The organism is Marinobacter shunpengi (genome assembly GCF_045449695.1).
GTDB lineage: Bacteria > Pseudomonadota > Gammaproteobacteria > Pseudomonadales > Oleiphilaceae > Marinobacter.
Genome location: NZ_JBJJKZ010000005.1, coordinates 209,870 through 229,648, shown reverse-complemented (window position 1 = coordinate 229,648; position 19,779 = coordinate 209,870). Strand labels below are relative to the sequence as shown.

Genomic DNA, 19,779 nt, shown 5'->3' with positions numbered 1-19,779 from the left:
AACGATTATACATACTGATGCGGGAAATACATGATGCCACGCACTGTTACCTTCAGTCACAAAAGATAGCAGCTTCTGGGCCAGCCGCCATAGTAGCCCTGCCCCGGAAAGCTGACACCGTCACAAAGTCGTCATTGTGAGGTCATGGGGGTGTCACAGGTCCTTCATAGCCTTGTCCTGAAATGGACAAAAAGAGAGCTTGCCATGACTGCCCAAACCGCTCGCGCTGCTGTTTCCCGTCGTTTGCTGACCCGGGTCACCCGGGAACCGGAACTGGTGCAACAGGCCCAGCGGCTCCGATACGACGTATTCTCGGCCGAATATGACTCGGACCTGGGATCAGACATCCCGGGCCTGGACGCCGATCCCTTTGACGCCTGGTGTGATCACCTGATGGTCACCGACAGCACCACCGGTGAACTGGTGGCCACCACCCGGATCCTGCGTCAGGACCAGATCGGCGAATCCGGCGGATTCTATTCGGAAAACGAGTTCGACCTGTCACAGCTGCTGTCTCGCCCCGGACGGGTGGCTGAACTCGGTCGCACCTGCGTCCACCCGGACTATCGCAACGGCGCTACCATCAGCCTGCTCTGGGCCACACTGGCGGGCTGGCTGATCGAACACCGGATCGACCGGGTGATCGGCTGCGCCAGTATCAGCATGACCGATGGCGGCCTGAGGGCCTGGCGTATTGCCCGACACCTCCAGGACCGGTATCTTTCTTGCGAAGACGACCGCGTCTGGCCGCGACGTGCACTGCCCCACCTGACCCAGGTCGATTCGGAACGCCCGGTGGATATTCCGGCGCTGATCCGCGCCTACATGCGCCTTGGGGCCAGGGTGTGCGGAGAACCCTGCTGGGATCCGGAGTTCCGTTGCGCCGACGTGCTGGTACTGCTGGAAGTCAGTGAACTGTCCGCCCGATACAGCCGCCACTTCATGCGCCGGGGCGGCTCGGGCAGCTAACGCCGGGGTACAGGGCGGGCAAAGCCCCGCCCTGTACCCCGGCGTCATTGTGGAGATATTTATGGCAGCGTTGCGCCTGCTGATCAGACTGCCCCTTCTGATACTCATCCTGAGCATCACCACCATCATTGCCATCCTGTTCCTGGTCGCCGATCTGGTAAGCCCTCGACGGCTCAACCGTTCTCCGGTGGCCAGGATCTGCTTCAAGTGCTGCTGCCGCTGCATCGGTGTGCGTATCCACGAGTCCGGACCGTTACCTCCGGGGCCCGCGCTGTTGCTGAGCAATCACATTTCCTGGACCGACATTCCGGTCCTCGGCGGTCTCATGAAAGTCCGTTTCCTGTCCAAGGCGGAAGTGGGTAACTGGCCGCTGGTGGGCTGGCTGGCCCGGCAGGCGGGGACGCTGTTCATCAAGCGCGGCAGCGGTGAAGCCGCGGAAAGGCGGGACGATATCCGGAAAACCCTGGAAGCTGGCGAGTCAGTGCTGATCTTCCCCGAGGGCACAACCTCCGCGGGCCTGACGGTATTGCCCTTTTTCCCGCGACTGATCGGTGCCGCAACCGCGGCGGACGTACCCATCGTGCCGGTCAGCATTGCCTACCTGAGGGAAGGTGACCCATGCCACATCGCTCCGTTTATCGGCGACGACGAATTCCACCACCACCTGATGCGCATGCTGGCCGCTCCGGCACCGTCGGTGCATGTTACCTGGCACCAGCCGGTGGTACCGCAGCCCGGCGAGAGCGCCCGGGACCTCAGCAACCGGGTCCGGGACGTGATCGTCGAGGGGCTACGGAGCAGTCATCAGGACGCGGGGGTCAGAGGCTGCCCGGCGGCTACCTCGTCGTCGGTGGCTTCACGCACGGAGATGATCTCCAGATCGAAGTAGAGGGTAAAACCCGCCAGGGGGTGGTTGGCGTCCACCCGGATCAGGTTGCCGTCAATGCCGACCACCTGCACCACCTGGGCCTCCTCGCCGGTATTGGTCTGGAACTTCATGCCCACCTGCAGGTTCTCGACTCCCTCGAAGGCAGAACGGGGCACCTTCCTGATCAGATCCGGATTGTGCTCACCGTAGGCCAGGGCCGGCGGAATAGTCGCTTCCAGGCAATCCCCCGGCGAGCGTCCGCTGACTGCCTTCTGGATACCCTCGATGACGTTGTCGGAACCTTCCAGGAAGTGCAGAGGCTCGCCCCCCTCCGAGGTGTCCACCACCTCACCGGTCTGGTTCTTGAGGCGGTAGTGGACGGTATAGATCATGGGTCGTTGCATCAGTAACGGGACTCTCAAGGTTGTTCAAGGGCGCCGGCCTGCTCCAGGGCAACCGTCAGCAGCCGGCGGTTCAGCCAGGCCGAGGGCCCTCCAGTGGACAACAACCCCATGCGCTCCAGGTAGGGTTTCAGCTCCGGACGTTTCACATCCACGCGCACGGCCCTGGCGAAGGTGCGCAGCTTACCACGGGTGTCTGCTGTTGCCGACTTCAGCCCCTGCAGGGCTTTCGCCAGGGTCAGTTCCTCGGGGGTAAAGTCGCAGCCGAACGGGAACGGCGGAAACGCGTCCCCCTCCCCTACGGACGCCAGCATCCGGCTCACATGCTCCGGGGTATTCTCCCGCCAGGCGTCCGGTAGCCGGAAGTCCTTGCGCACCTTGCCTGCCTTCTGTGCCCGGGCCAGCAGGGACGGCTGGAAGCGGGCGTCGGCAATGCGGATCAGGGCCAGGTAAACCTCTTCGTCAGGCTTGCCCCTCAGGTCCGCCAGGCCATACTCGGTGATCACGATATCCCGCAGGTGGCGGGGGATGGTGCAGTGCCCATAGCTGAACACGATATTGGACACGGTCTCGCCACCGCTCTGGCGGGTACTGCGCAGGGTGATGACGGAACGGGCCTCCGGCAGGTCATGGGCCATGGCCACGAAGTTGTACTGACCACCCACCCCACTGACCACGCGACCATCGTCCAGGCCGTCGGACACCGCCGCCCCCGACAGGGTATGCATCATCGCCGAGTTGACGAACCGGGCATGACGGCGCTGGGCGGCCTTCAGCCGCTGGCTGCCAAACCGGTGGTCATAGAGGTCATTGATGAAATTCACGCTGGTCATGGCGATGCGACGGCGGTCGCTCTCGCCCAGGTCCCGCAGGGTCTGGTAGAAATCACCGGGGCCCAGGTAGAAGCCACCGTGCAGGACCACACCGGGCTCATGCACCGGCTCACCACGGTTCGCCCGTTCCTGGGTCTCCAGGTCGTCGTACACTTCCCGCTTGAGGATGCCCGCCTGCATCAGGTGCATGAAGCCATCCACCATCATCTCACTGCAGCCGTACAACCCTTCCCGGAAGATGCCCGTGTCCCCCTCGCCAGTGACGAAGGGGAAGCGGCTGGCCACCCGCAGTCGTTCATACAGGGCATTCCACTGATCGTTGTGCTTGTGACGGAGGATCGTACTGTGGACCACCGCCGCCCCCAGTGAACCGATGCCCACCTGCAGGGTACCGCCGTCCCTGAGCAACGTGCTGGCGTAGAAGCCGATCAGGTGATCCGCGGGACTGATGGAACCCTCGGGGACCGGGAACAGGGGATAGTCGGTGTCCGGCTGGTCCAGCAGCACATCGAAATCCGTTGGCGGCACCGCCGCCTGGTGCCCCAGCCAGGGCAGGTTGCTGTTGAGCTCCCCGGCCACCGCCACCTTGTGGCCGGCGGCTTCCCGTTGCCTCAGCAACGGCAGCAGATCCAGGGTCAGGTCGGGGTTGCAACTCAGGCTCAGGTCACCCCTCTCTTCCCGGGCCGGCGCCACCATCTGGCAGACCACGTTCACCCCCTGGGCCATCAGGTCCCTTACCGCGTGGGTGTAGTTGGTGCAGATATAGTGGCGTTGCTGGTCCTCATTGTTGAGGAAACTGCCCGCCTTGAAGAAGAATTCGGATACCCGCACATTGTCGGGCAGACGCTTGTCCAGCACATCCCGGGCGTAGGCAAGTTCCGGGACATCGCCGTACAGACGCCTCACGAAAGGATCCAGGAACCGGCGCTCCAGGGTCGAACTGCCCCGGGGGGCAAGCAGCGAGATAGCGGTGAGAATATGCAGGTCAATGGAACTGTCCTGTCGGGCCCGCTCATAGAGCGCATTGATAAGGCGTACCGGCTTGCCCAGCCCCAGCGGCAGGCCCACCACAAGAGTCTTTCCCACCCGGTGAATGATGGCCTCGACACAGGCCTCGGCGGTTGTTTCCCTGAACCTCTCCGGAGTATCCGACATAATAGGCAACAGTCTCCCGTCGTTGGTGCTGTCCGGCGATGATCCCACGTCAACGGGAAACTGACAATTCAGGAGAGAAAGGTGTGACAGGCGGCTTTCAGATACAGGGGGTCAGAACTTCCAGCTCAGGTTGAGGGCGGCCCCCTCCCTGATCAGGGCGACGGAGTGGTCGGCCCGGGCAGGATCCGACGCGTAACGGCGGGACTCCCCTGGTTGGCCGGACAGTTGCCAGCTCAGCAGGCGGGACCCCAGATCCATAATGGCATCCTCGTCGTCATAGATAAAGTCGCCGGACATACGGTCCTGGACTTCGGCAGGTTCACCACTGTACACCTCGTCGGGCAGTGTTTCCCGCTCGCCCGCCTCAGCACGGACGACGAAAGCCACCGTGTTGAGTATCAGTAATGCGACGAAAATACGAATAATCATCAGAAATCCAGCCAGCACGAGCCGTTCAGCTCTTTGTAAAATAGGTTTTACAATTTATGGCTAAAGTCTAATGGTTTGGTCATGGAACTCTGTGATTCCTTGCACAGCAGCGCCCGACTTTTCGAAGCCTTTTGTTATTATTTGTAACAGCATATTTCCAGGCTGGATCACGGCTTCCGGCAGGGAGAACAATCATAGCCTGCGGGAGACCACCCCGCCCCGATCGGGCAGGGAGCCTCCCAGGCTGCTGCCGTCCATTCTCAGGGGCAGGGGTAGGTGAACTCCCGATGCAGCTCTTCCAGCTTATCAACCACATCATCGCTCAGTTCCACACGGGCGGAACCGATGTTCTCCCGCAGTTGCTCCATGCTGGTGGCACCGATAATGTTGCTGGTCAGGAAACGGCGACTGTTGACCCAGGCCAGGGCCAGTTGGGCCGGTGACAGACCATGTTCCCGGGCCAGCTGGCAGTAGGCACGGATAGCCTGCTCCGCACGCTCCCCCTGGTATCGCACAAACCGCCGGAACAGGGTGATACGGGCGTTCTCGGGGCGCTTGCCATCCAGGTACTTGCCGGTCAGCATGCCGAAGGCCAGGGGTGAGTACGCCAGCAGCCCGACATCCTCCCGGTGCGCGATTTCCGCCAGCCCCTGTTCGAAGGTCCGGTTCAGCAGGTTGTACGGGTTCTGGATACTGACCGGTCGTGGCCAACCATGCTGTTCCGCCAGTTGCAGGTACTTCATGGTGCCCCAGGGGGTTTCGTTGGACAGGCCAATGTGTCGGATCTTGCCCTCCTGTACCAGCTCATGGAGTGCGCCCAGGGTTTCCTCGATGGGCGTCTGGTCTTCGTTCTCCTTGTGCCTGTACCCGAGCCGGCCGAAGAAGTTGGCGTTACGGTCCGGCCAGTGCACCTGGTAGAGATCGATATAGTCGGTCTGCAACCGCTTCAGGCTGGCGTCGCAGGCGGCACGGATGTGGTCCCGGGTCAGTCGGGGACCGTCCCGCAGGTAGGTCAGGCCGTTGCCGGGCCCAGCCACCTTCGAGGCAATCACCAGGTCGTCCCGCCGGCCACGGCGGACCAGCCAGTTGCCCAGGTACTGTTCGGTAAGCCCCTGGGTTTCCGCCCGGGGCGGCACCGGGTACATCTCGGCGGCATCGATGAAGTTGATGCCCTCCCCCACGGCGTAATCCAGTTGTTCGAAGGCTTCCTGCTCGGTGTTCTGCTCTCCCCAGGTCATGGTACCCAGGCAAATCAGGCTAACGTCCAGGTCACTACGACCCAGCTTTCGCATCTCCATCCTTCCTCCAACGGCTTGTTCCGGTTACAGGTGCGCGCCCAGGAACTCAGTCAGGACGCGGGTTTCAAGGGAATGTCACATTGCTGAAGTCTGGCTGTCACATTGGGTTTCCATAGTGGAATAACGAAATACAGCCATCTGTCTCATCAACAGATCAAGAGGTTAACCGCAACCAACAGAATCATCCAGCAAGGTTACTGAATGAATGAAGCCAGCAGTCAGCCCCTGAATCGTCGCATTGCCGTGGTCTCCGAAACCTTTCCTCCGGAGATCAACGGTGTGGCGAACACTCTCAAGTACCTTTGCCGGGGGCTGAGCGCGAATGGGCACCAGGTACAGGTGGTCAGGCCGGTGCAGCGTTCGGACCGGGCCCCGGCGGCGGATGCCGCCCAGACCACCGCCCTCTGCCAGGACCTGGTCAAGGTAGCCGGCCTACCCCTGCCCGGCTACCCGGAACTGCAGTTCGGGCTGACCCGGCGCAAGCGCCTGCTGGCCCTCTGGAAAGGGCAGCGCCCGGACCTGGTCTACGTGGCCACCCAGGGGCCCCTGGGCGTGACTGCGGTTGCCGTGGCCCGCAGGCTGGGCATCCCGGTATGTTCCGGTTTCCACACCAACTTCCACAGCTACAGTCGCCACTATCACGCGGCCTTTCTGGAGCGGATGCTGAAACGCTACGGGCGCTGGTTCCACAATCGCACCGCCCTGACCCTGGTACCGACCCGGCGCATGGCGGTCCAGGTGGACGCCATGGGCATCCACCCAATCGGGCTGTGGAGCCGGGGCGTCGACTGTCGCCAGTTCACCCCCCACAAGCGGGACCAGGAACTGCGGGCCGAATGGGGCCTGCAACCCCAGGACCGGGCGGTCCTGTATGTGGGACGGCTGGCGTCGGAGAAGAACCTGCAGCTCGCCGTGTCCTGTTTCGAGCGCATCCGAGCCCTCCATCCGCGAGCCAGGTTCATCCTGGTGGGGGACGGCCCCCAGCGCAGGCGGCTACAGCAGAAACACCCGGACTACGTCTTCTGCGGCATCCAGAAGGGAGAGGCACTGGCACGGCACTATGCCTCCGGCGACCTGTTCCTGTTTCCCAGCAAGACCGATACCTTTGGCAATGTGGTCACCGAAGCCATGGCCAGTGGCCTGGCGGTAGTGGCCTTCGATGACGCCGCCGCCAGCGAGCATATCCGCCATCGCGAGAATGGCATGATGGCGCGACTGGACGACGATGAAGCCTTTGTGGAACACGCCCTGACACTGGCGCAGCAGAACACGCTGCTGGCCAATATCCGGCACCAGGCAAGACTTGATGCCCTGGACCTGGACTGGGACAGCCAGGTGGAACAGTTCGAACAACTCACCCTGAAGCTGAACAGGAGAGACCGTTACCATGCCGTCACCCCGGGTATCCCGCTTCTTTAGTCAGGTGGACCAGGCGGAGTTCGCACTTTGCCGATCCATCAACCGCAGCCTCCGCTACTGGCCGGTGCTGACCCTGTTCAAGGTGGTCAGCCGGCTGGGGGACGGCTGGTTGTGGTACGCCCTCATCCTTTCCCTACCCCTGATCTACCCTGAAGAGGGCCTGGCCATCGCCCTGCTGATGACCGGTGCCGGACTTGCCTGCACCATTACCTACAAGCTGCTCAAACGCTGGCTGGTGCGGGAGCGGCCGTTCATCTCCTTCCCGGTGATCCATTGCGGCACACCGCCCCTGGATCGCTACAGCTTCCCATCGGGGCATACCCTGCATGCGGTCTGCTTTACCACGGTGCTGGCCCTGACCCTGCCGGCGCTGGCGATCCTGGTGCTGCCGTTTACCCTGGCGGTGGCCGCCTCACGGGTGGTGCTGGGCCTGCACTATCCCAGTGACGTACTGGCCGGCGCCGTGATCGGCGGCCTGATGGGCCTGACGGCCACGGTGTGGGCCATTGAACCCTTGATGATCCTGACGGCTACTCGAACAGCCTTAGCTGGGTAACCGGCGCGCTGTCCTCCCGGAAACGAACCCCCACCCCCAGCAACCGCACCGGTCGCTGCTCATCGGTGACCAGCTCGTCCAGCAATGGACTGAACTCACCCACCTCCGGCTCCGGGGCCGCTCCTGGCTCCCTGACGCGCTCCAGGGTGTGGGTGGAAAAGTCACTGTAGCGAATCTTGATAAACAGCTTGTGCAACGGTTTGCGGTCACTCTTGCGCTCCAGGCGACGGTTGAGGTCATCCACCAGACCGGGCATCACCTGCTGGCAGGCAGCCTTGCCCGGCAGGTCACGGGAAAAGGTCCGCTCCACGCTCACCGACTTGGCCACCCGGGTCACCACCACGGGGCGTTCATCGCGGCCATGGGCCATGTCCCACAGGCGCAACCCCTGCTTGCCAAAGGCCCTGACCAGTTCCGGCTGCCCCACCTGCTGCAGGTCGCCACAGGTAATCACCCCCAGGTCATGAAGCTTGCGGGCGGTAACCCGGCCCACGCCAAACAGCTTTTCCACCGGCAGCTCCCTGACAAAGTCATCCACCTCATCCGGGGTGATCACGAACAGTCCGTCCGGCTTCTGCCAGTCACTGGCAATCTTGGCCAGGAACTTGTTGGGGGCCACGCCGGCGGACACCGTGATGCCGATACGCTCGCGTACCTGCTCGCGGATATGCCGGGCGATCAGGGTGGCACTGCCCTGAAAGGCCTCCACGTCGCTGACGTCCAGGAACGCCTCATCCAGGGACAGGGGTTCCACCAGGTCGGTGACCTCCCGGAAAATCGCCATCACCTGGCGGGATACGTCACGGTATCGGGGCATGTCCAGGGGTACCATGACCAGATCGGGGCAAAGCCTGCGGGCCTCGCCGCCGGGCATGGCCGAGCGCACGCCGAAATCCCGGGCCCGGTAGTTACAGGTGGTGACCACCCCACGACCGCCCTGCCCGCCCACGGCGATGGGCAGATCCCGGAGCGAGGGATCGTCCCGCATTTCCACCGCGGCGTAGAAACAATCGCAGTCGATGTGGATGATCTTGCGCGGCATGGCTATGCTTCAGGGGCTCTGTATAAATGTACAGCCTTGTATCTTACGGTATCATGCCGAGAATGTCAGACATTTACCCGACGGGACACCAGCACCATGAGCACCGAATTCTCCGGGCAGACACAAACCGAGATTGAAGCGGCCGCCTTCCGCAGACTGGTCAGGCACTTGCAGGAGCACACCGAGGTCCAGAACATCGATCTGATGAACCTGGCCGGGTTCTGCCGCAACTGCCTGTCCAAGTGGGTGCGGGCCGAAGCCGCCGACCGGGGCGTGGAACTGTCCGATCCCGAAGCCCGGGAACATATTTACGGCATGCCCTACGAGGAGTGGAAAGCCCGCTACCAGACCGGACCGAAACAGGCCCATGACGGAGAGCACCAGGGATGAAAGTGAACGAGGCCCTGAGAATCCACTTAGCCTCACTGCAGGCCGGGCATTCCGACTTCGAGGATACCCTGGCGCTGGTGGATCGCCATTTCGACTACGCGCCCACGGGCTTCCGCAACGGCCCTCTGTATAATGACGCCGGCGAGAATGAGGGATCCTGCAAGGTGTTTGCCCTGGGTCAGTTCGGCAACCTGACCGAGGCCCAGGTACTGTCCCTGTTCGGCCGTCACTACCAGGGTGTGCTCGATGACCCGGCGGGCACCAGCCATGGCAACATCCGCCAGTTCATGACCACCGGCTGGTCCGGCATCCGCTTTGATGCCCCCCCGCTGCGGCCACTGACGCCCCATCTTTCCCCAAACCAGGACAATCCAGCATGACTGACGCCCCGCAGGCCTCTGAACGGCCCGCATTCCAGCTCAAGAGCACCACCGTTTCCCTCACCGCCCTGGAGCTGGCTTTCTTTGACGAGGATTCCTTCGAGTTGGCACTTCGGGAAAAGATCCGCCAGGCCCCCGGCTTCTTCAAGGACATTCCCATTATTGTCAGCCTCGATAACTACGAGGGCCCGACCGGGGAGCTGGATTTCTTCAAACTGCTGGGTACCTGCCGTCGCCACAATATCCATGTGGTTGGCGTCAGGGGCGGCAACGATGACCAGCGCCGGCTGGCCCGTCACGCCGCCCTGGCCATACTGCCCGGCAACAGCCGCCAGGACCGGGATACCCCCCCTGAAGCCAGCGAGCCCGCACCGGAAGCCGCGCCCTCCGCACCGGTGGAACCTGTCGCGGCCCGGGTGGTATCCCAACCGGTGCGCTCAGGCCAGCAGGTGTACGCTCCTGAAGGGGATTTAATCATCCTGGCACCCGTACAGGCTGGCGCAGAAGTGCTGGCGGCAGGTAACATCCACGTCTACGGGCCCCTGCGTGGCCGGGCACTGGCCGGGGTTCACGGGCTGGAAAGCGCCCGGGTATTCTGCCAGTCTCTGGAAGCAGAGCTTGTGTCCATCGCCGGTCACTATAAAATCTCGGAAGACCTGCAGGAATCGGGCTGGAAAGCCGCCGCGCAGGTCCAGCTCAGGGACGACCTGCTGGTGGTGACACCGCTGGAACGTTCCTGAGGGGCGACAATCCCGGAAACCCATTATCAGCACACAGGATCGCAACCTTGGCTAGAATCATTGTTGTCACATCAGGAAAGGGCGGGGTTGGCAAGACCACCACCAGCGCCTCCATCAGTACCGGCCTGGCCCGCCGTGGCCACAAGACAGTGGTGATAGATTTCGACGTTGGCCTGCGCAACCTCGACCTGATCATGAACTGTGAGCGCCGGGTGGTGTATGACTTTGTTAACGTCATCCAGGGGGATGCCTCCCTCAACCAGGCCCTGATCCGCGACAAGCGGGTCGAAAGTCTCTACATCCTGCCCGCCTCCCAGACCCGGGAGAAGGAAGCCCTCACCAAGGATGGCGTGGAAAAGATCCTCAACGAGCTGTCGGAAACCTTCGACTATATTGTCTGCGACTCGCCGGCGGGTATCGAGCATGGCGCCCTGATGGCGCTGTACTATGCCGATGAGGCCGTTGTGGTCACCAACCCCGAGGTTTCCTCGGTGCGGGACTCCGACCGTATCCTGGGTATCCTGCAGAGCAAGTCCCGCCGTGCGGAGATGGGCCAGGATCCTGTGAAGGAACACCTGCTGCTGACCCGTTACAACCCGGAGCGGGTGGAAAAAGGCGAAATGCTCTCGGTGGCGGACGTTGAGGAAATCCTGGCCATTCCCCTGCTGGGCGTGATCCCGGAATCCCAGGTGGTGCTCAACGCCTCCAACCAGGGCACCCCGGTCATCCTGGAAGATCAGAGTGATGCCGGTCAGGCCTATGACGATGCCGTCGCACGGCTTCTGGGCGAGGAGCGGGAACACCGCTTCATGAACCTCCAGAAGAAAGGCTTTTTCGCACGGATGTTCAAGGGGTAAACAGGATGAGCTTCCTCGACTACTTCCGGTCCCGCAGGAACACCGGGTCGGCCAGCGTTGCCAAGGAGCGCCTGCAGATCATCGTGGCCCACGAGCGGGGCAAACGGGATCAGCCCGACTACCTGCCCCAGCTCCAGCAGGAATTGCTTGCGGTTATCCGCAAATACGTCCAGATTGAGGATGATATGGTTCAGGTGGAGGTGGACCGGAATGATGACTGCTCGGTTCTCGAGCTGAACGTCACCCTGCCCGAACACCGATAACCCGCTGGCCCGGCCGAAGTGGCCGGGCCGGTAATCACCGGCGCATGGCAGGCGCCAGAAGGATACAGGGACCCCATGACCGTTCTTGCCCGCGACATCATGACCCCCAGCGTGAAGGCAGTTCCGGAATCCTGGACCATGGATCACCTTGCGCGCTTTCTCACCGAACACGAAATCACCGGTAGCCCCGTGGCGGACGATCACGGTGACATTGTCGGCATTGCCACCCTCAAGGACATCGCCGAATTCCGCTGGTCGTCGGACCGCAAGCCCAGGGCCTGGGCCCGACTGACCCCCGAGGAGCAGCGGGAAGTGCGCCGGCTGCGCATGGCCTTCCTGGAAGAGATGACCCGATTACCGGTGGAAGTTCGCGATATCATGACGCCGCAAGTGTTTTCGGTTGACGAGACGACGCCGGTAAGAGACATTGCGGATATCATGATGGGAGAACACCTGCATCGGATCTTCGTCAGAAAGGACAAGAAAATTACGGGAATCATAACCACTTACGACATGCTGAAACTCATATCCGACAAATCCCTGACCCGGCGCTGTGCCGACGGTGACTGAACCCGACGCTGCCACGGGGGTTTGAACCTGCTAGACGCCTGCCAGAGAGGTATCGCGCCCTATGCCCAGAGCATCGCAAGCTCGCCGAAAAATGTACGTTCTCGACACCAACGTCCTGATTCACGATCCCAACGCCCTCCTCAATTTCGAAGAACACGATGTCATCCTGCCGATGACGGTCCTGGAAGAGCTCGACAGTCTCAAGTCCGGCAAGCAGGCGGTTGCCGCGGACTGCCGTCAGGCCATCCGCAATATCGACAAGTTGCTGGGGGATGCCAGCCCCAAGGATATCGAGAAGGGCGTACCCATCGTGCGGGCGAAGAAGGCGAAGCCGCTGGGCACCCTGTCCATTCTCATGAGCACCGGACACACCGGCAACCATTCCCTGCCGGAGCACCTGAATGACAACAAGATCATCAACACCCTGGCGGAGCTGCAGTCCCGCTTCAAGTCCCGGGACATCATCCTGGTCAGCAAAGACATCAACATGCGACTGAAGGCCCGGGGCTTCGGGGTCGAGGCCCAGGACTACCACAACGACCAGTTGCTGGACGATATCGACCTGTTGCCCAAGGGCTACCATGAGTTCCCCAACTCCTTCTGGGACAAGATCCAGAAGGTGGAAACCGTGCAGCGGGAGGCGGTCACCGAACACCTCCTCAAGCGTGAAGGGGAACTGTCGAAGCTGAACATCAACGAGTTCGTGATCGACCAGCAGGGCTTTATCGGCAAGGTGGTGGATGTGGACGAGGACACCCTGGTACTGCAGGACATGCACCACCAGGACCTGATGGACGAGGAAGTCTGGGGCCTGGTGCCCCGGGATATCTACCAGGCCATGGCCCTGAACCTGTTGCTGGACCCGGAGGTGCACCTGGTGAACCTGACCGGCTCCGCCGGCTCCGGCAAGACCATCCTGGCGCTGGCCGCCTGCATCGAGATGACCGTGGCCAGCAAGGCCTACAAGCGCATTATCGCCACCCGGTCCACCCAGGGCCTGGATGAGGACATCGGCTTCCTGCCCGGTACCGAGGCGGAAAAGATGGAGCCCTGGCTGGGGGCCATCGTGGACAACCTCGAAGCTCTCCACGAGGACGACGAGAACATGACCGCCAGCGTGGACTACATCCTCAGCAAGGTGCCCCTGCACTTCAAGTCCATGAACTACATCCGTGGCCGCAGCTTCCAGCACAGCCTGATCATCATCGACGAGAGCCAGAACCTGACGCCGCACCAGATCAAGACCATCATCACCCGGGCCGGCAATGGCTCCAAGGTGATCTGCCTGGGCAACCTGGCGCAGATCGATACCCCCTACCTGAGCGCCCTCAGTTCAGGCCTGACCTACATGACGGAGCGCTTCAAGGGCTTCCGCCATGGTGCCCATGTACACCTGCAGGGCGTGCCACGATCGGTCTTGGCCGAATTCGCCGAGGCCAACCTGTAGCCACCGCTAACCAGATGGAAGACCGGCTTCAGCGGATGTAAAAACCGCTGAAGCCGCCACTGGCGGGCCGGGCCTCGGACCTCACCAGGCTGACCCTGGCCGCGGGCGGCCCCTGCCAGCACCAGTCCTCCAGCGCCTGCAAGTGGTCTTCCGGACCTTCGGCCACCACTTCCACACGGCCATCGGGCAGATTTCTTACATAGCCTTCAAGGCCCAGTTCGCTGGCCCTCTGTTCGGTATAGGCGCGGAAGGAAACCCCCTGTACATGGCCTTCCACCAGCAGGTGACGTTGTTCGTTTGCCATGGCAATCTCCCGTTCGCAGTAAAGTGCTGTCAGTCAGCATAAACCATACCCGCCAGCAGGATCCTGCCGATCCGATGCAGGAGCCGGACGACCGCTCTCACAAACCGCCTGAACGTGGACAGAGAAGCTACGGCCCTTCCCGCTGCCAGGCCGACTCCAGCAACTGCAGGACTTCGTCGTCGCCGGTCTGATCGAAGACCCGGTACCACTCGCCAATCGCCGCAAACGGTTCCGGTGTGGCCAGGCACACCACCTCATCCGCCTCCCCGCGCAGTTGCGCCACGGTATCGGGCGGACCCACCGGCACCGCGACGCACACCGAGGTGGCGCCCTGCTCCCGGCAGGCACGGATAGCGGCACGCATGGTGGCCCCGGTGGCAAGGCCATCGTCCACCAGAATCACGGGACGCCCGACCAGGTCCGGCGCCGGCCGGTCACCCCGGTATGTCCTTTCCCGGCGTTCCAGTTCCGCCAGTTCGGACCGGGCCACCCGGTCGATGACCTGCTGTGACACCGGCTGGCGATGCAGCATGGCATCATTCATGATCCGCACCCCGCCGCTGGCAATCGCCCCCATGGCAAATTCCTCGTGGCCGGGAAAGCCCAGCTTGCGGACCACCATCAGGTCCAGCGGCGCCTCCAGGCGCTCGGCAATCGGCGCCGCCACCGGCACCCCGCCCCGGGGCAGGGCCAGCACCAGGGGTGGAGGGCCGCCGGGCCCGGCGGCAAGCGCGGCGGCCAGTTCACGACCGGCCTCTGTGCGGTTTGGTATCGGCAAGTCCATGGCTGTCCCCTTTTGCGCGGTCTCTAACTTTCAGCTTGTGGACAGAAACCGACAGTTCAAGGGAGTTCATAGGCTTTTCCGCCGGCCCCGACAGCCCCTCATTGACCCGTGGTGCTGATTCACTTACTTTTAGATAGTCTACTAATAAGATAAAGCCAACCCCCATGAATGAGTCGACCCGTCCCCCTCTGTTGCTGATGGTTGCCATTGGCATGCTGTGCACCATTACCCTGGTGGTCTTCGCCCGCCTGGCCTATGGCCTGGTGATGCCCGGCATGCTGGAAGGACTCGGCCTGGACTATGCCGAAGGGGCCAACCTGGGCACGGTCACCGCCCTGGGCTATCTGACCATGCTGATGGTGGCAGGCGTCTTTGCCTCCCGCTACGGGGGCAAGCAGGCCATCTTTATCGGCCTGTGCTTCGCGGCGACCGGCTTCACCGGGCTGGCACTGTCCGACAACTACTGGCTGAGTATGGCCTTGATGGCACTGCTGGGTTTTGGCACCGCGTTCGGTTACACCCCGCTGATTTCACTATTGGGAAGCTGGTATCCGGAAAAGCGCGGCGCGGTGATCGGCTTTGCCAACGGTGGTGTCGGCCTCGGCCTGTTTCTGGCGGGTGCTCTGGTGCCCTGGCTCACCACCACCTGGCCGGATCAGGGCTGGCGCATGGTGTGGGGCGTGTTCGGCGCCTTCGCCGTAGTTGCCGGCGTGGTGGTGGGGCTGTTCCTGCGCAACCCGCCCCAGGGCGGAGGTAGCGGTAGCTCGTCGGACCCGGTACCGGCGGCCCGGTCGGGGGTCTATCGCAATCCCCACGTGATCAATGTCGGGCTGATCTACGGCATCGTGGGCCTGACCTATATCGTGCAGACCATCTTCATGTACAGCTACGCCCTGGAGTCCGGCATCCCGTCGCTGGTCGCCGGTCGGCTGGCCGCCGCCATGGGGCTGCTGGGCCTGGTAGCCGGGCCGTTGTGGGGCTGGGTGTCGGACCGACTGGGGCGCTCCAATTCCCTGGTCATGTCCATGGGTGCCTGCTCCCTCGCCATGGCCCTGCCGGTGGTATCTCCCACCCTGCCCGCCTTCGCCGTGCATTACATCGTCATGGGCCTTTGCGTGTCCGGGCTTTTCACCTCCGTGCTGGCAGCATCCACCGAAACCGTACATCCAAGACTGGCACCGGTGGCGGTCAGCTTCGTGACCCTGTTCTTCGCCATTGGCCAGTTGGTCGGCCCGGCCGCCGCCGGGGTGATCGTGGAATCCATGGGAGGCTTCAGCCGGGCCTTCGCCATCACCTCCGCGCTGATGGCCGGCGGCGTGGTGCTCTGCTGGTACAGCCGCAAGAGCCAGCAACGGGTGGCCACCGTCGCGTAATACCGTGTGGTGACCGGACCGGGGGCGGGAAAGCGCGGACGAGATCGACGCCCGCATCGCACGCTCCCGCCGCCTGCCGGCCCGGCTGGAACACCGGTTCGCCACCATACACAACGATGGCAGCCTGACCCACGCCACCCGGCAGCTACTGGCGGTCATAGATCATCACCTGACCGGCCAGGCACTGGTCAATGGATAGTCCGGCACACTCTGGCAAGGCTCAGGGCCAGGTCTGATAGAGCACCATCAATAACACCAGGTTCAGCAGCAGCGACAGGGTGGCCACGAAACACCAGGTATCCGACGGTACCCGCTCGATCAGTGGCGGGCTGGAGGACGGCAGCAGTTTCGGGTTGGGGTGCTCCAGGTCCTGCAGGAACTCGGACAGGGCCTGGTAGCGGTTGCCCACCCGTTCGGAGACCGCCTTGCCCAGGCAGGCATCCACCCAGGGCGGGATTTCCGGGTTGATCTCCCGGGCACTGCGATAACCGGTGCGCCGCCGGCCCCCGGGGCGGTCCGGCGGCTGGCCGGGTAGTGCCCCGGTCAGCATCTCGTAGGCAATCACACCCAGGGAATAACGGTCCGACGCCGGTGTACCCGGCTGGCCATCCAGGCACTCGGGGGCCGCGTAACTGGCGGTGCCCGCCCAGGCGCCATTGGCCCAGGGTCCGGCAATCTGCTCCACCCCCCGGATGCGCACCGAGCCCAGGTCAATCAGCTTGGCGGTGCCCCGCTGGTCGATCATGATGTTCTCCGGCTTCAGGTCCTGGTGCACCATTTCCAGCCGGTGCAGGGCCCGCAGGCCCAGGGCCACCTGCCGGATCAGGTCCCGTACCGTGGCCAGGGACGGGTTGGGGTTGTCCTGCATCCACTCCCGCAATGTCTGGCCCTGCACATGCTCGGTGAGGGCATACAGGCACTGCCGGTCTTCCGGTAGCGCCAGCCCCTGCACCACATGGGGGCTGCTCACCCGGCGGCTGACCCAGATCTCGTTCAGGAAACGGTCGATATAGGCCGGGTCATCCACGTAGTTGGGGGACGGTGTCTTCAGGATTACCTTACCACCGCCATCCGTCGGTTCCGCCAGGTACACCTGGGTGCGGGTGCTGGCATGGATCTCGCGGATGATCCGGTAGCCATCCAGCACCTGGTCCGGCTTGAGCAGGGGCGGAAACGGCAGATTGGTGAGGCGTTCGTAGTGGGAGGCCAGATCCTCCCGGGGCAGCTCGTCCACCACCAACACCAGGGCGCTCAGGTTGTCGTCGCTGCCACGGCGATAGGCGGCCTTGCCCAGGCTTTCCGCCGCCTGCTCCGGATCCCCGTGGCCCCCGAACCGCACCATGGCACGGTCATCCAGAACGCCGTGGATGCCGTCGGTGGTCATCAGCAGGCGGTCACCGGACTTGAGGGCGACCCGGTGTACGTCGATCTCCACGTTGAGCTCGACCCCCATGGCCCGGGACAGGGCAAAACGCTGGTTGCCGATGGCGGCATGGTGATCCCGGGTCAGGCGTTCCAGGCAACCGTCCCGCACCAGGCTGATGCGACTGTCGCCGATATGGAAGAGGTAGGCCATGCGGTTGCGGATCACCACCGCCGAGAAGGTGGTGACCAGGGCCGAGGTATCCCCGTGGCGCTGGTGACCACGGCCATGGAGCCAGCGGTTGAGCGCCCCCAGCACGCGGCTGGCGGAGGTTTCCACGGTCCAGGAATCCGGGGTACTGTAGTAGTCGCTGATAAAGCCCCGTACGCAGGCCTCCGCCGCTTCCCGGCCCGCTTCGGCGGCACTGACCCCATCGGCCACCGCCGCCGCCATGCCTTTCATGCGCAGGGCCTCCCCTTCCGGGACCAGGGCCCCCAGGCAGTCCTGATTGTCCGGCTTGCGCCCGGCATCCGTGTACTGGCCGCAGCGTACCAGCATCCGTTCCGGCTGCACCGGTTTTTCCGCTGGTTTGTCCGGGCGCATGGAGACCAGGTCCATCAGGGTACCTCGATCATTCGAACAGTGCCGTCGGGCATGACCTCGCTGGTCTGGGGGCCAGGCTCCTCCATGAACACGGAGACCATGACCAGGATCAGGAAGGCGATGCCCCCGAGCACCAGGAAGAACTGGGCCGGTGTCACCATGGCCAGCACCACCAGGAACGCCACACCGCCCACGTTACCGTAGGCGCCGGTCATGCCGGCCACCTGCCCGGTCAGCCGGCGCTTGACCAGAGGCACCGAGGCATAGACCGCACCGCAGGCCCCCTGCACAAACAGCGAGCAGACCACCACCAGGGCCACCGCCATGGGCAACGGCCAACTGCCATCGATGCGGGACATCAGGCCATAGCCGATACAGATACCCAGCAGCATCAGGCCAGTGGTGAACTTGCGCCCGAAGCGGTCAGCGATGTAACCGCCGCCGGGGCGGGCAATCAGGTTCATCAGGGCAAAGGTGCCGCCCAGGGCGCCGGCCATCAGAGGCGAGATGTCGAAGGTGTCCAGGAAGAACAGTGGCAGCATGGACACCACGGCCAGTTCCGAGCCGAACGCCGCCATGTACACCAGGTTGAGCAGGGCCACCTGCTTGAAGGGGTAGCGGTCGAACTCCGGCACCGGCTGGGAGAAGACATGGCCATTCACCTGCCAGATTCGCAGGAACTGCACGGCCGCCATCACCAGCACCACCCCGTACAGAGCCAGGGACGTGATATCCCCCAGCAGTCCCAGGCGGGCCGGGCTGAGTTGCCAGACGATCAGCGCCAGGGCCAGAAACAGCGGCAGATTCATTATGGAATAGAGCAGGAAATCGCTCTTGGAGGTCACCTCCATGGCACCACCCTTCTTGGGCTTGAAGTAGGTGGAGCCTTTCGGGGTATCCCGCACCTGATGATAGAAGACACCGGCATACAGGATGGCGATCACCCCGGTACTGCCGATGGCGTAGCGCCAGCCGTCATCACCGCCGAACATCAGCGCGACGGTGGGCAGGGACAGGGCCGCGAAGGCGGCGCCAAAGTTGCCCCAGCCACCATAGATGCCCTCGGCAAACCCGACTTCCCGGGCTGGATACCACTCGCTGATCAGGCGAATACCGACCACGAAGCCGGCGCCCACAAAGCCCAGCAGGAAACGGGTCACGGCAAGCTGGGCAAAGGAGTCGGCCATGGCAAAGGCGAGACAGAACAGGCCGGACAGCACCAGCACCAGGCTGTAGACCCGGCGGGGGCCGAGGGCGTCCACCGCCATGCCGATCAGGATCCTGGCGGGAATGGTGAGTGCCACGTTCAACAGCAGGAGGGTATTGACCTCCGAGGTGGACAGCCCGAACTGCTCGCGAATGGCGGACATCAGGGGCGCATGGTTGAACCACACCAGGAAGCTGATAAAGAACGCCACCCAGCTAAGGTGGAGGATTCGCGTGCGTCCCTGGAAGGAAAAGAATCGAAATGCCTGTTCTGACATAAACCTGCCCTGTCAACGGATGAACTTGCTCCGGTCGGGCGGCGGGATGGGTCACGCTGAAGGGCTCGCAGGCTGTTACGGAGACGCTGGCAAGCGTCGTATTCTTCAGCGGTGACACCATTGCCAGCAGCCGTAACCGGTTTTCTAAGACATTCACCGTTCTGCAAGAACAGTTCCAACAGGAGAAAATTCCCTGAAACCGTGCAGTTAACGAATGGCAGGGGCATTATCGGGTGCGGAGGGGCGCACCA

General features: G+C 63.1%; 21 protein-coding genes. 12 read left to right on the top strand and 9 right to left on the bottom strand.

Annotation, left to right across the window (positions count from 1 at the left end; translation table 11 throughout):
• The first annotated feature begins 204 nt into the window (after window positions 1–204).
• Window positions 205–969, top strand: a complete 765-nt coding sequence (locus ACJO2E_RS02920) for a GNAT family N-acetyltransferase (RefSeq protein WP_406961664.1) — start codon at window positions 205–207, stop codon at window positions 967–969.
• Window positions 970–1,030: 61 nt separating this feature from the next.
• Entirely contained in the window at window positions 1,031–1,858 is an 828-nt protein-coding gene (locus tag ACJO2E_RS02915) for a lysophospholipid acyltransferase family protein (protein ID WP_406961662.1), read from the top strand.
• Here the strand turns inward: ACJO2E_RS02915 and ACJO2E_RS02910 are convergent.
• From ACJO2E_RS02910 to ACJO2E_RS02895, 4 genes are all read right to left on the bottom strand, one after another.
• A complete protein-coding gene (locus tag ACJO2E_RS02910; protein ID WP_328187080.1) occupies window positions 1,774–2,241 on the bottom strand; it encodes an FKBP-type peptidyl-prolyl cis-trans isomerase in 468 nt (155 codons plus the stop codon). The two genes, ACJO2E_RS02915 and ACJO2E_RS02910, sit on opposite strands and share 85 nt — an antisense overlap.
• A 14-nt stretch (window positions 2,242–2,255) precedes the next feature.
• Complete coding sequence (locus tag ACJO2E_RS02905; protein WP_406961660.1) at window positions 2,256–4,226, bottom strand: acetyl-CoA hydrolase/transferase C-terminal domain-containing protein; 1,971 nt, start codon at window positions 4,224–4,226, stop codon at window positions 2,256–2,258.
• 111 nt (window positions 4,227–4,337) lie between these two features.
• On the bottom strand, window positions 4,338–4,655 hold the full coding sequence (locus ACJO2E_RS02900) for a hypothetical protein (RefSeq protein ID WP_406961658.1): 318 nt from the start codon (window positions 4,653–4,655) through the stop codon (window positions 4,338–4,340).
• Between the two features lie 260 nt (window positions 4,656–4,915).
• Window positions 4,916–5,953 (bottom strand): NADP(H)-dependent aldo-keto reductase, encoded by a 1,038-nt coding sequence (locus tag ACJO2E_RS02895; protein ID WP_406961656.1) that lies wholly within the window; start codon window positions 5,951–5,953, stop codon window positions 4,916–4,918.
• A gap of 201 nt (window positions 5,954–6,154) precedes the next feature.
• On the opposite strand from ACJO2E_RS02895, the gene ACJO2E_RS02890 reads away from it, so the two are divergent.
• Window positions 6,155–7,372 carry a glycosyltransferase family 4 protein gene (locus ACJO2E_RS02890; protein WP_406961654.1) on the top strand — a complete coding sequence of 406 codons (1,218 nt, stop codon included), beginning with the start codon at window positions 6,155–6,157 and terminating at the stop codon, window positions 7,370–7,372.
• On the top strand, window positions 7,341–7,928 hold the full coding sequence (locus ACJO2E_RS02885; RefSeq protein ID WP_406961652.1) for a phosphatase PAP2 family protein: 588 nt from the start codon (window positions 7,341–7,343) through the stop codon (window positions 7,926–7,928). The genes ACJO2E_RS02890 and ACJO2E_RS02885 overlap by 32 nt, the downstream gene beginning before the upstream one ends.
• Here the strand turns inward: ACJO2E_RS02885 and dinB are convergent.
• Window positions 7,903–8,970, bottom strand: a complete 1,068-nt coding sequence (gene dinB, locus ACJO2E_RS02880; RefSeq protein ID WP_406961650.1) for a DNA polymerase IV — start codon at window positions 8,968–8,970, stop codon at window positions 7,903–7,905. The two genes, ACJO2E_RS02885 and dinB, sit on opposite strands and share 26 nt — an antisense overlap.
• Window positions 8,971–9,066: 96 nt before the next feature.
• Between dinB and ACJO2E_RS02875 the strand changes: the two genes are divergently transcribed.
• From ACJO2E_RS02875 to ACJO2E_RS02845, 7 genes are all read left to right on the top strand, one after another.
• Window positions 9,067–9,360 carry a DUF1244 domain-containing protein gene (locus ACJO2E_RS02875; RefSeq protein WP_406961648.1) on the top strand — a complete coding sequence of 98 codons (294 nt, stop codon included), beginning with the start codon at window positions 9,067–9,069 and terminating at the stop codon, window positions 9,358–9,360.
• Window positions 9,357–9,740, top strand: a complete 384-nt coding sequence (locus tag ACJO2E_RS02870) for a HopJ type III effector protein (RefSeq protein WP_406961647.1) — start codon at window positions 9,357–9,359, stop codon at window positions 9,738–9,740. Before ACJO2E_RS02875 ends, ACJO2E_RS02870 begins: the two co-directional genes overlap by 4 nt.
• Window positions 9,737–10,480, top strand: coding sequence for a septum site-determining protein MinC (gene minC / locus ACJO2E_RS02865; protein ID WP_406961646.1), 744 nt, complete (start codon window positions 9,737–9,739; stop codon window positions 10,478–10,480). The genes ACJO2E_RS02870 and minC overlap by 4 nt, the downstream gene beginning before the upstream one ends.
• A gap of 47 nt (window positions 10,481–10,527) precedes the next feature.
• Complete coding sequence (gene minD / locus ACJO2E_RS02860) at window positions 10,528–11,337, top strand: septum site-determining protein MinD (RefSeq protein WP_406961644.1); 810 nt, start codon at window positions 10,528–10,530, stop codon at window positions 11,335–11,337.
• A 5-nt stretch (window positions 11,338–11,342) separates the two neighbouring features.
• Entirely contained in the window at window positions 11,343–11,600 is a 258-nt protein-coding gene (gene minE, locus ACJO2E_RS02855) for a cell division topological specificity factor MinE (protein WP_406961642.1), read from the top strand.
• A 75-nt stretch (window positions 11,601–11,675) separates the two neighbouring features.
• Window positions 11,676–12,170 (top strand): CBS domain-containing protein, encoded by a 495-nt coding sequence (locus tag ACJO2E_RS02850; protein ID WP_328187059.1) that lies wholly within the window; start codon window positions 11,676–11,678, stop codon window positions 12,168–12,170.
• 91 nt (window positions 12,171–12,261) lie between these two features.
• Entirely contained in the window at window positions 12,262–13,617 is a 1,356-nt protein-coding gene (locus tag ACJO2E_RS02845) for a PhoH family protein (protein WP_406961639.1), read from the top strand.
• 28 nt (window positions 13,618–13,645) lie between these two features.
• Here the strand turns inward: ACJO2E_RS02845 and ACJO2E_RS02840 are convergent, their stop codons facing one another.
• The gene (locus ACJO2E_RS02840) at window positions 13,646–13,921 is read right to left on the bottom strand and encodes an acylphosphatase (protein ID WP_406961638.1); all 276 of its coding nucleotides are present in this window, start codon (window positions 13,919–13,921) and stop codon (window positions 13,646–13,648) included.
• Between the two features lie 127 nt (window positions 13,922–14,048).
• The gene (locus ACJO2E_RS02835; protein WP_406961636.1) at window positions 14,049–14,705 is read right to left on the bottom strand and encodes a phosphoribosyltransferase; all 657 of its coding nucleotides are present in this window, start codon (window positions 14,703–14,705) and stop codon (window positions 14,049–14,051) included.
• 164 nt (window positions 14,706–14,869) lie between these two features.
• Between ACJO2E_RS02835 and ACJO2E_RS02830 the strand changes: the two genes are divergently transcribed.
• Entirely contained in the window at window positions 14,870–16,078 is a 1,209-nt protein-coding gene (locus ACJO2E_RS02830; RefSeq protein ID WP_406961634.1) for an MFS transporter, read from the top strand.
• 220 nt (window positions 16,079–16,298) lie between these two features.
• On the opposite strand, the gene ACJO2E_RS02825 is transcribed toward ACJO2E_RS02830, so the two are convergent.
• On the bottom strand, window positions 16,299–18,059 hold the full coding sequence (locus ACJO2E_RS02825) for a bifunctional protein-serine/threonine kinase/phosphatase (protein WP_406961632.1): 1,761 nt from the start codon (window positions 18,057–18,059) through the stop codon (window positions 16,299–16,301).
• Complete coding sequence (locus ACJO2E_RS02820; protein ID WP_406961630.1) at window positions 18,059–19,528, bottom strand: MFS transporter; 1,470 nt, start codon at window positions 19,526–19,528, stop codon at window positions 18,059–18,061. Before ACJO2E_RS02820 ends, ACJO2E_RS02825 begins: the two co-directional genes overlap by 1 nt.
• Window positions 19,529–19,779: the final 251 nt, after the last annotated feature.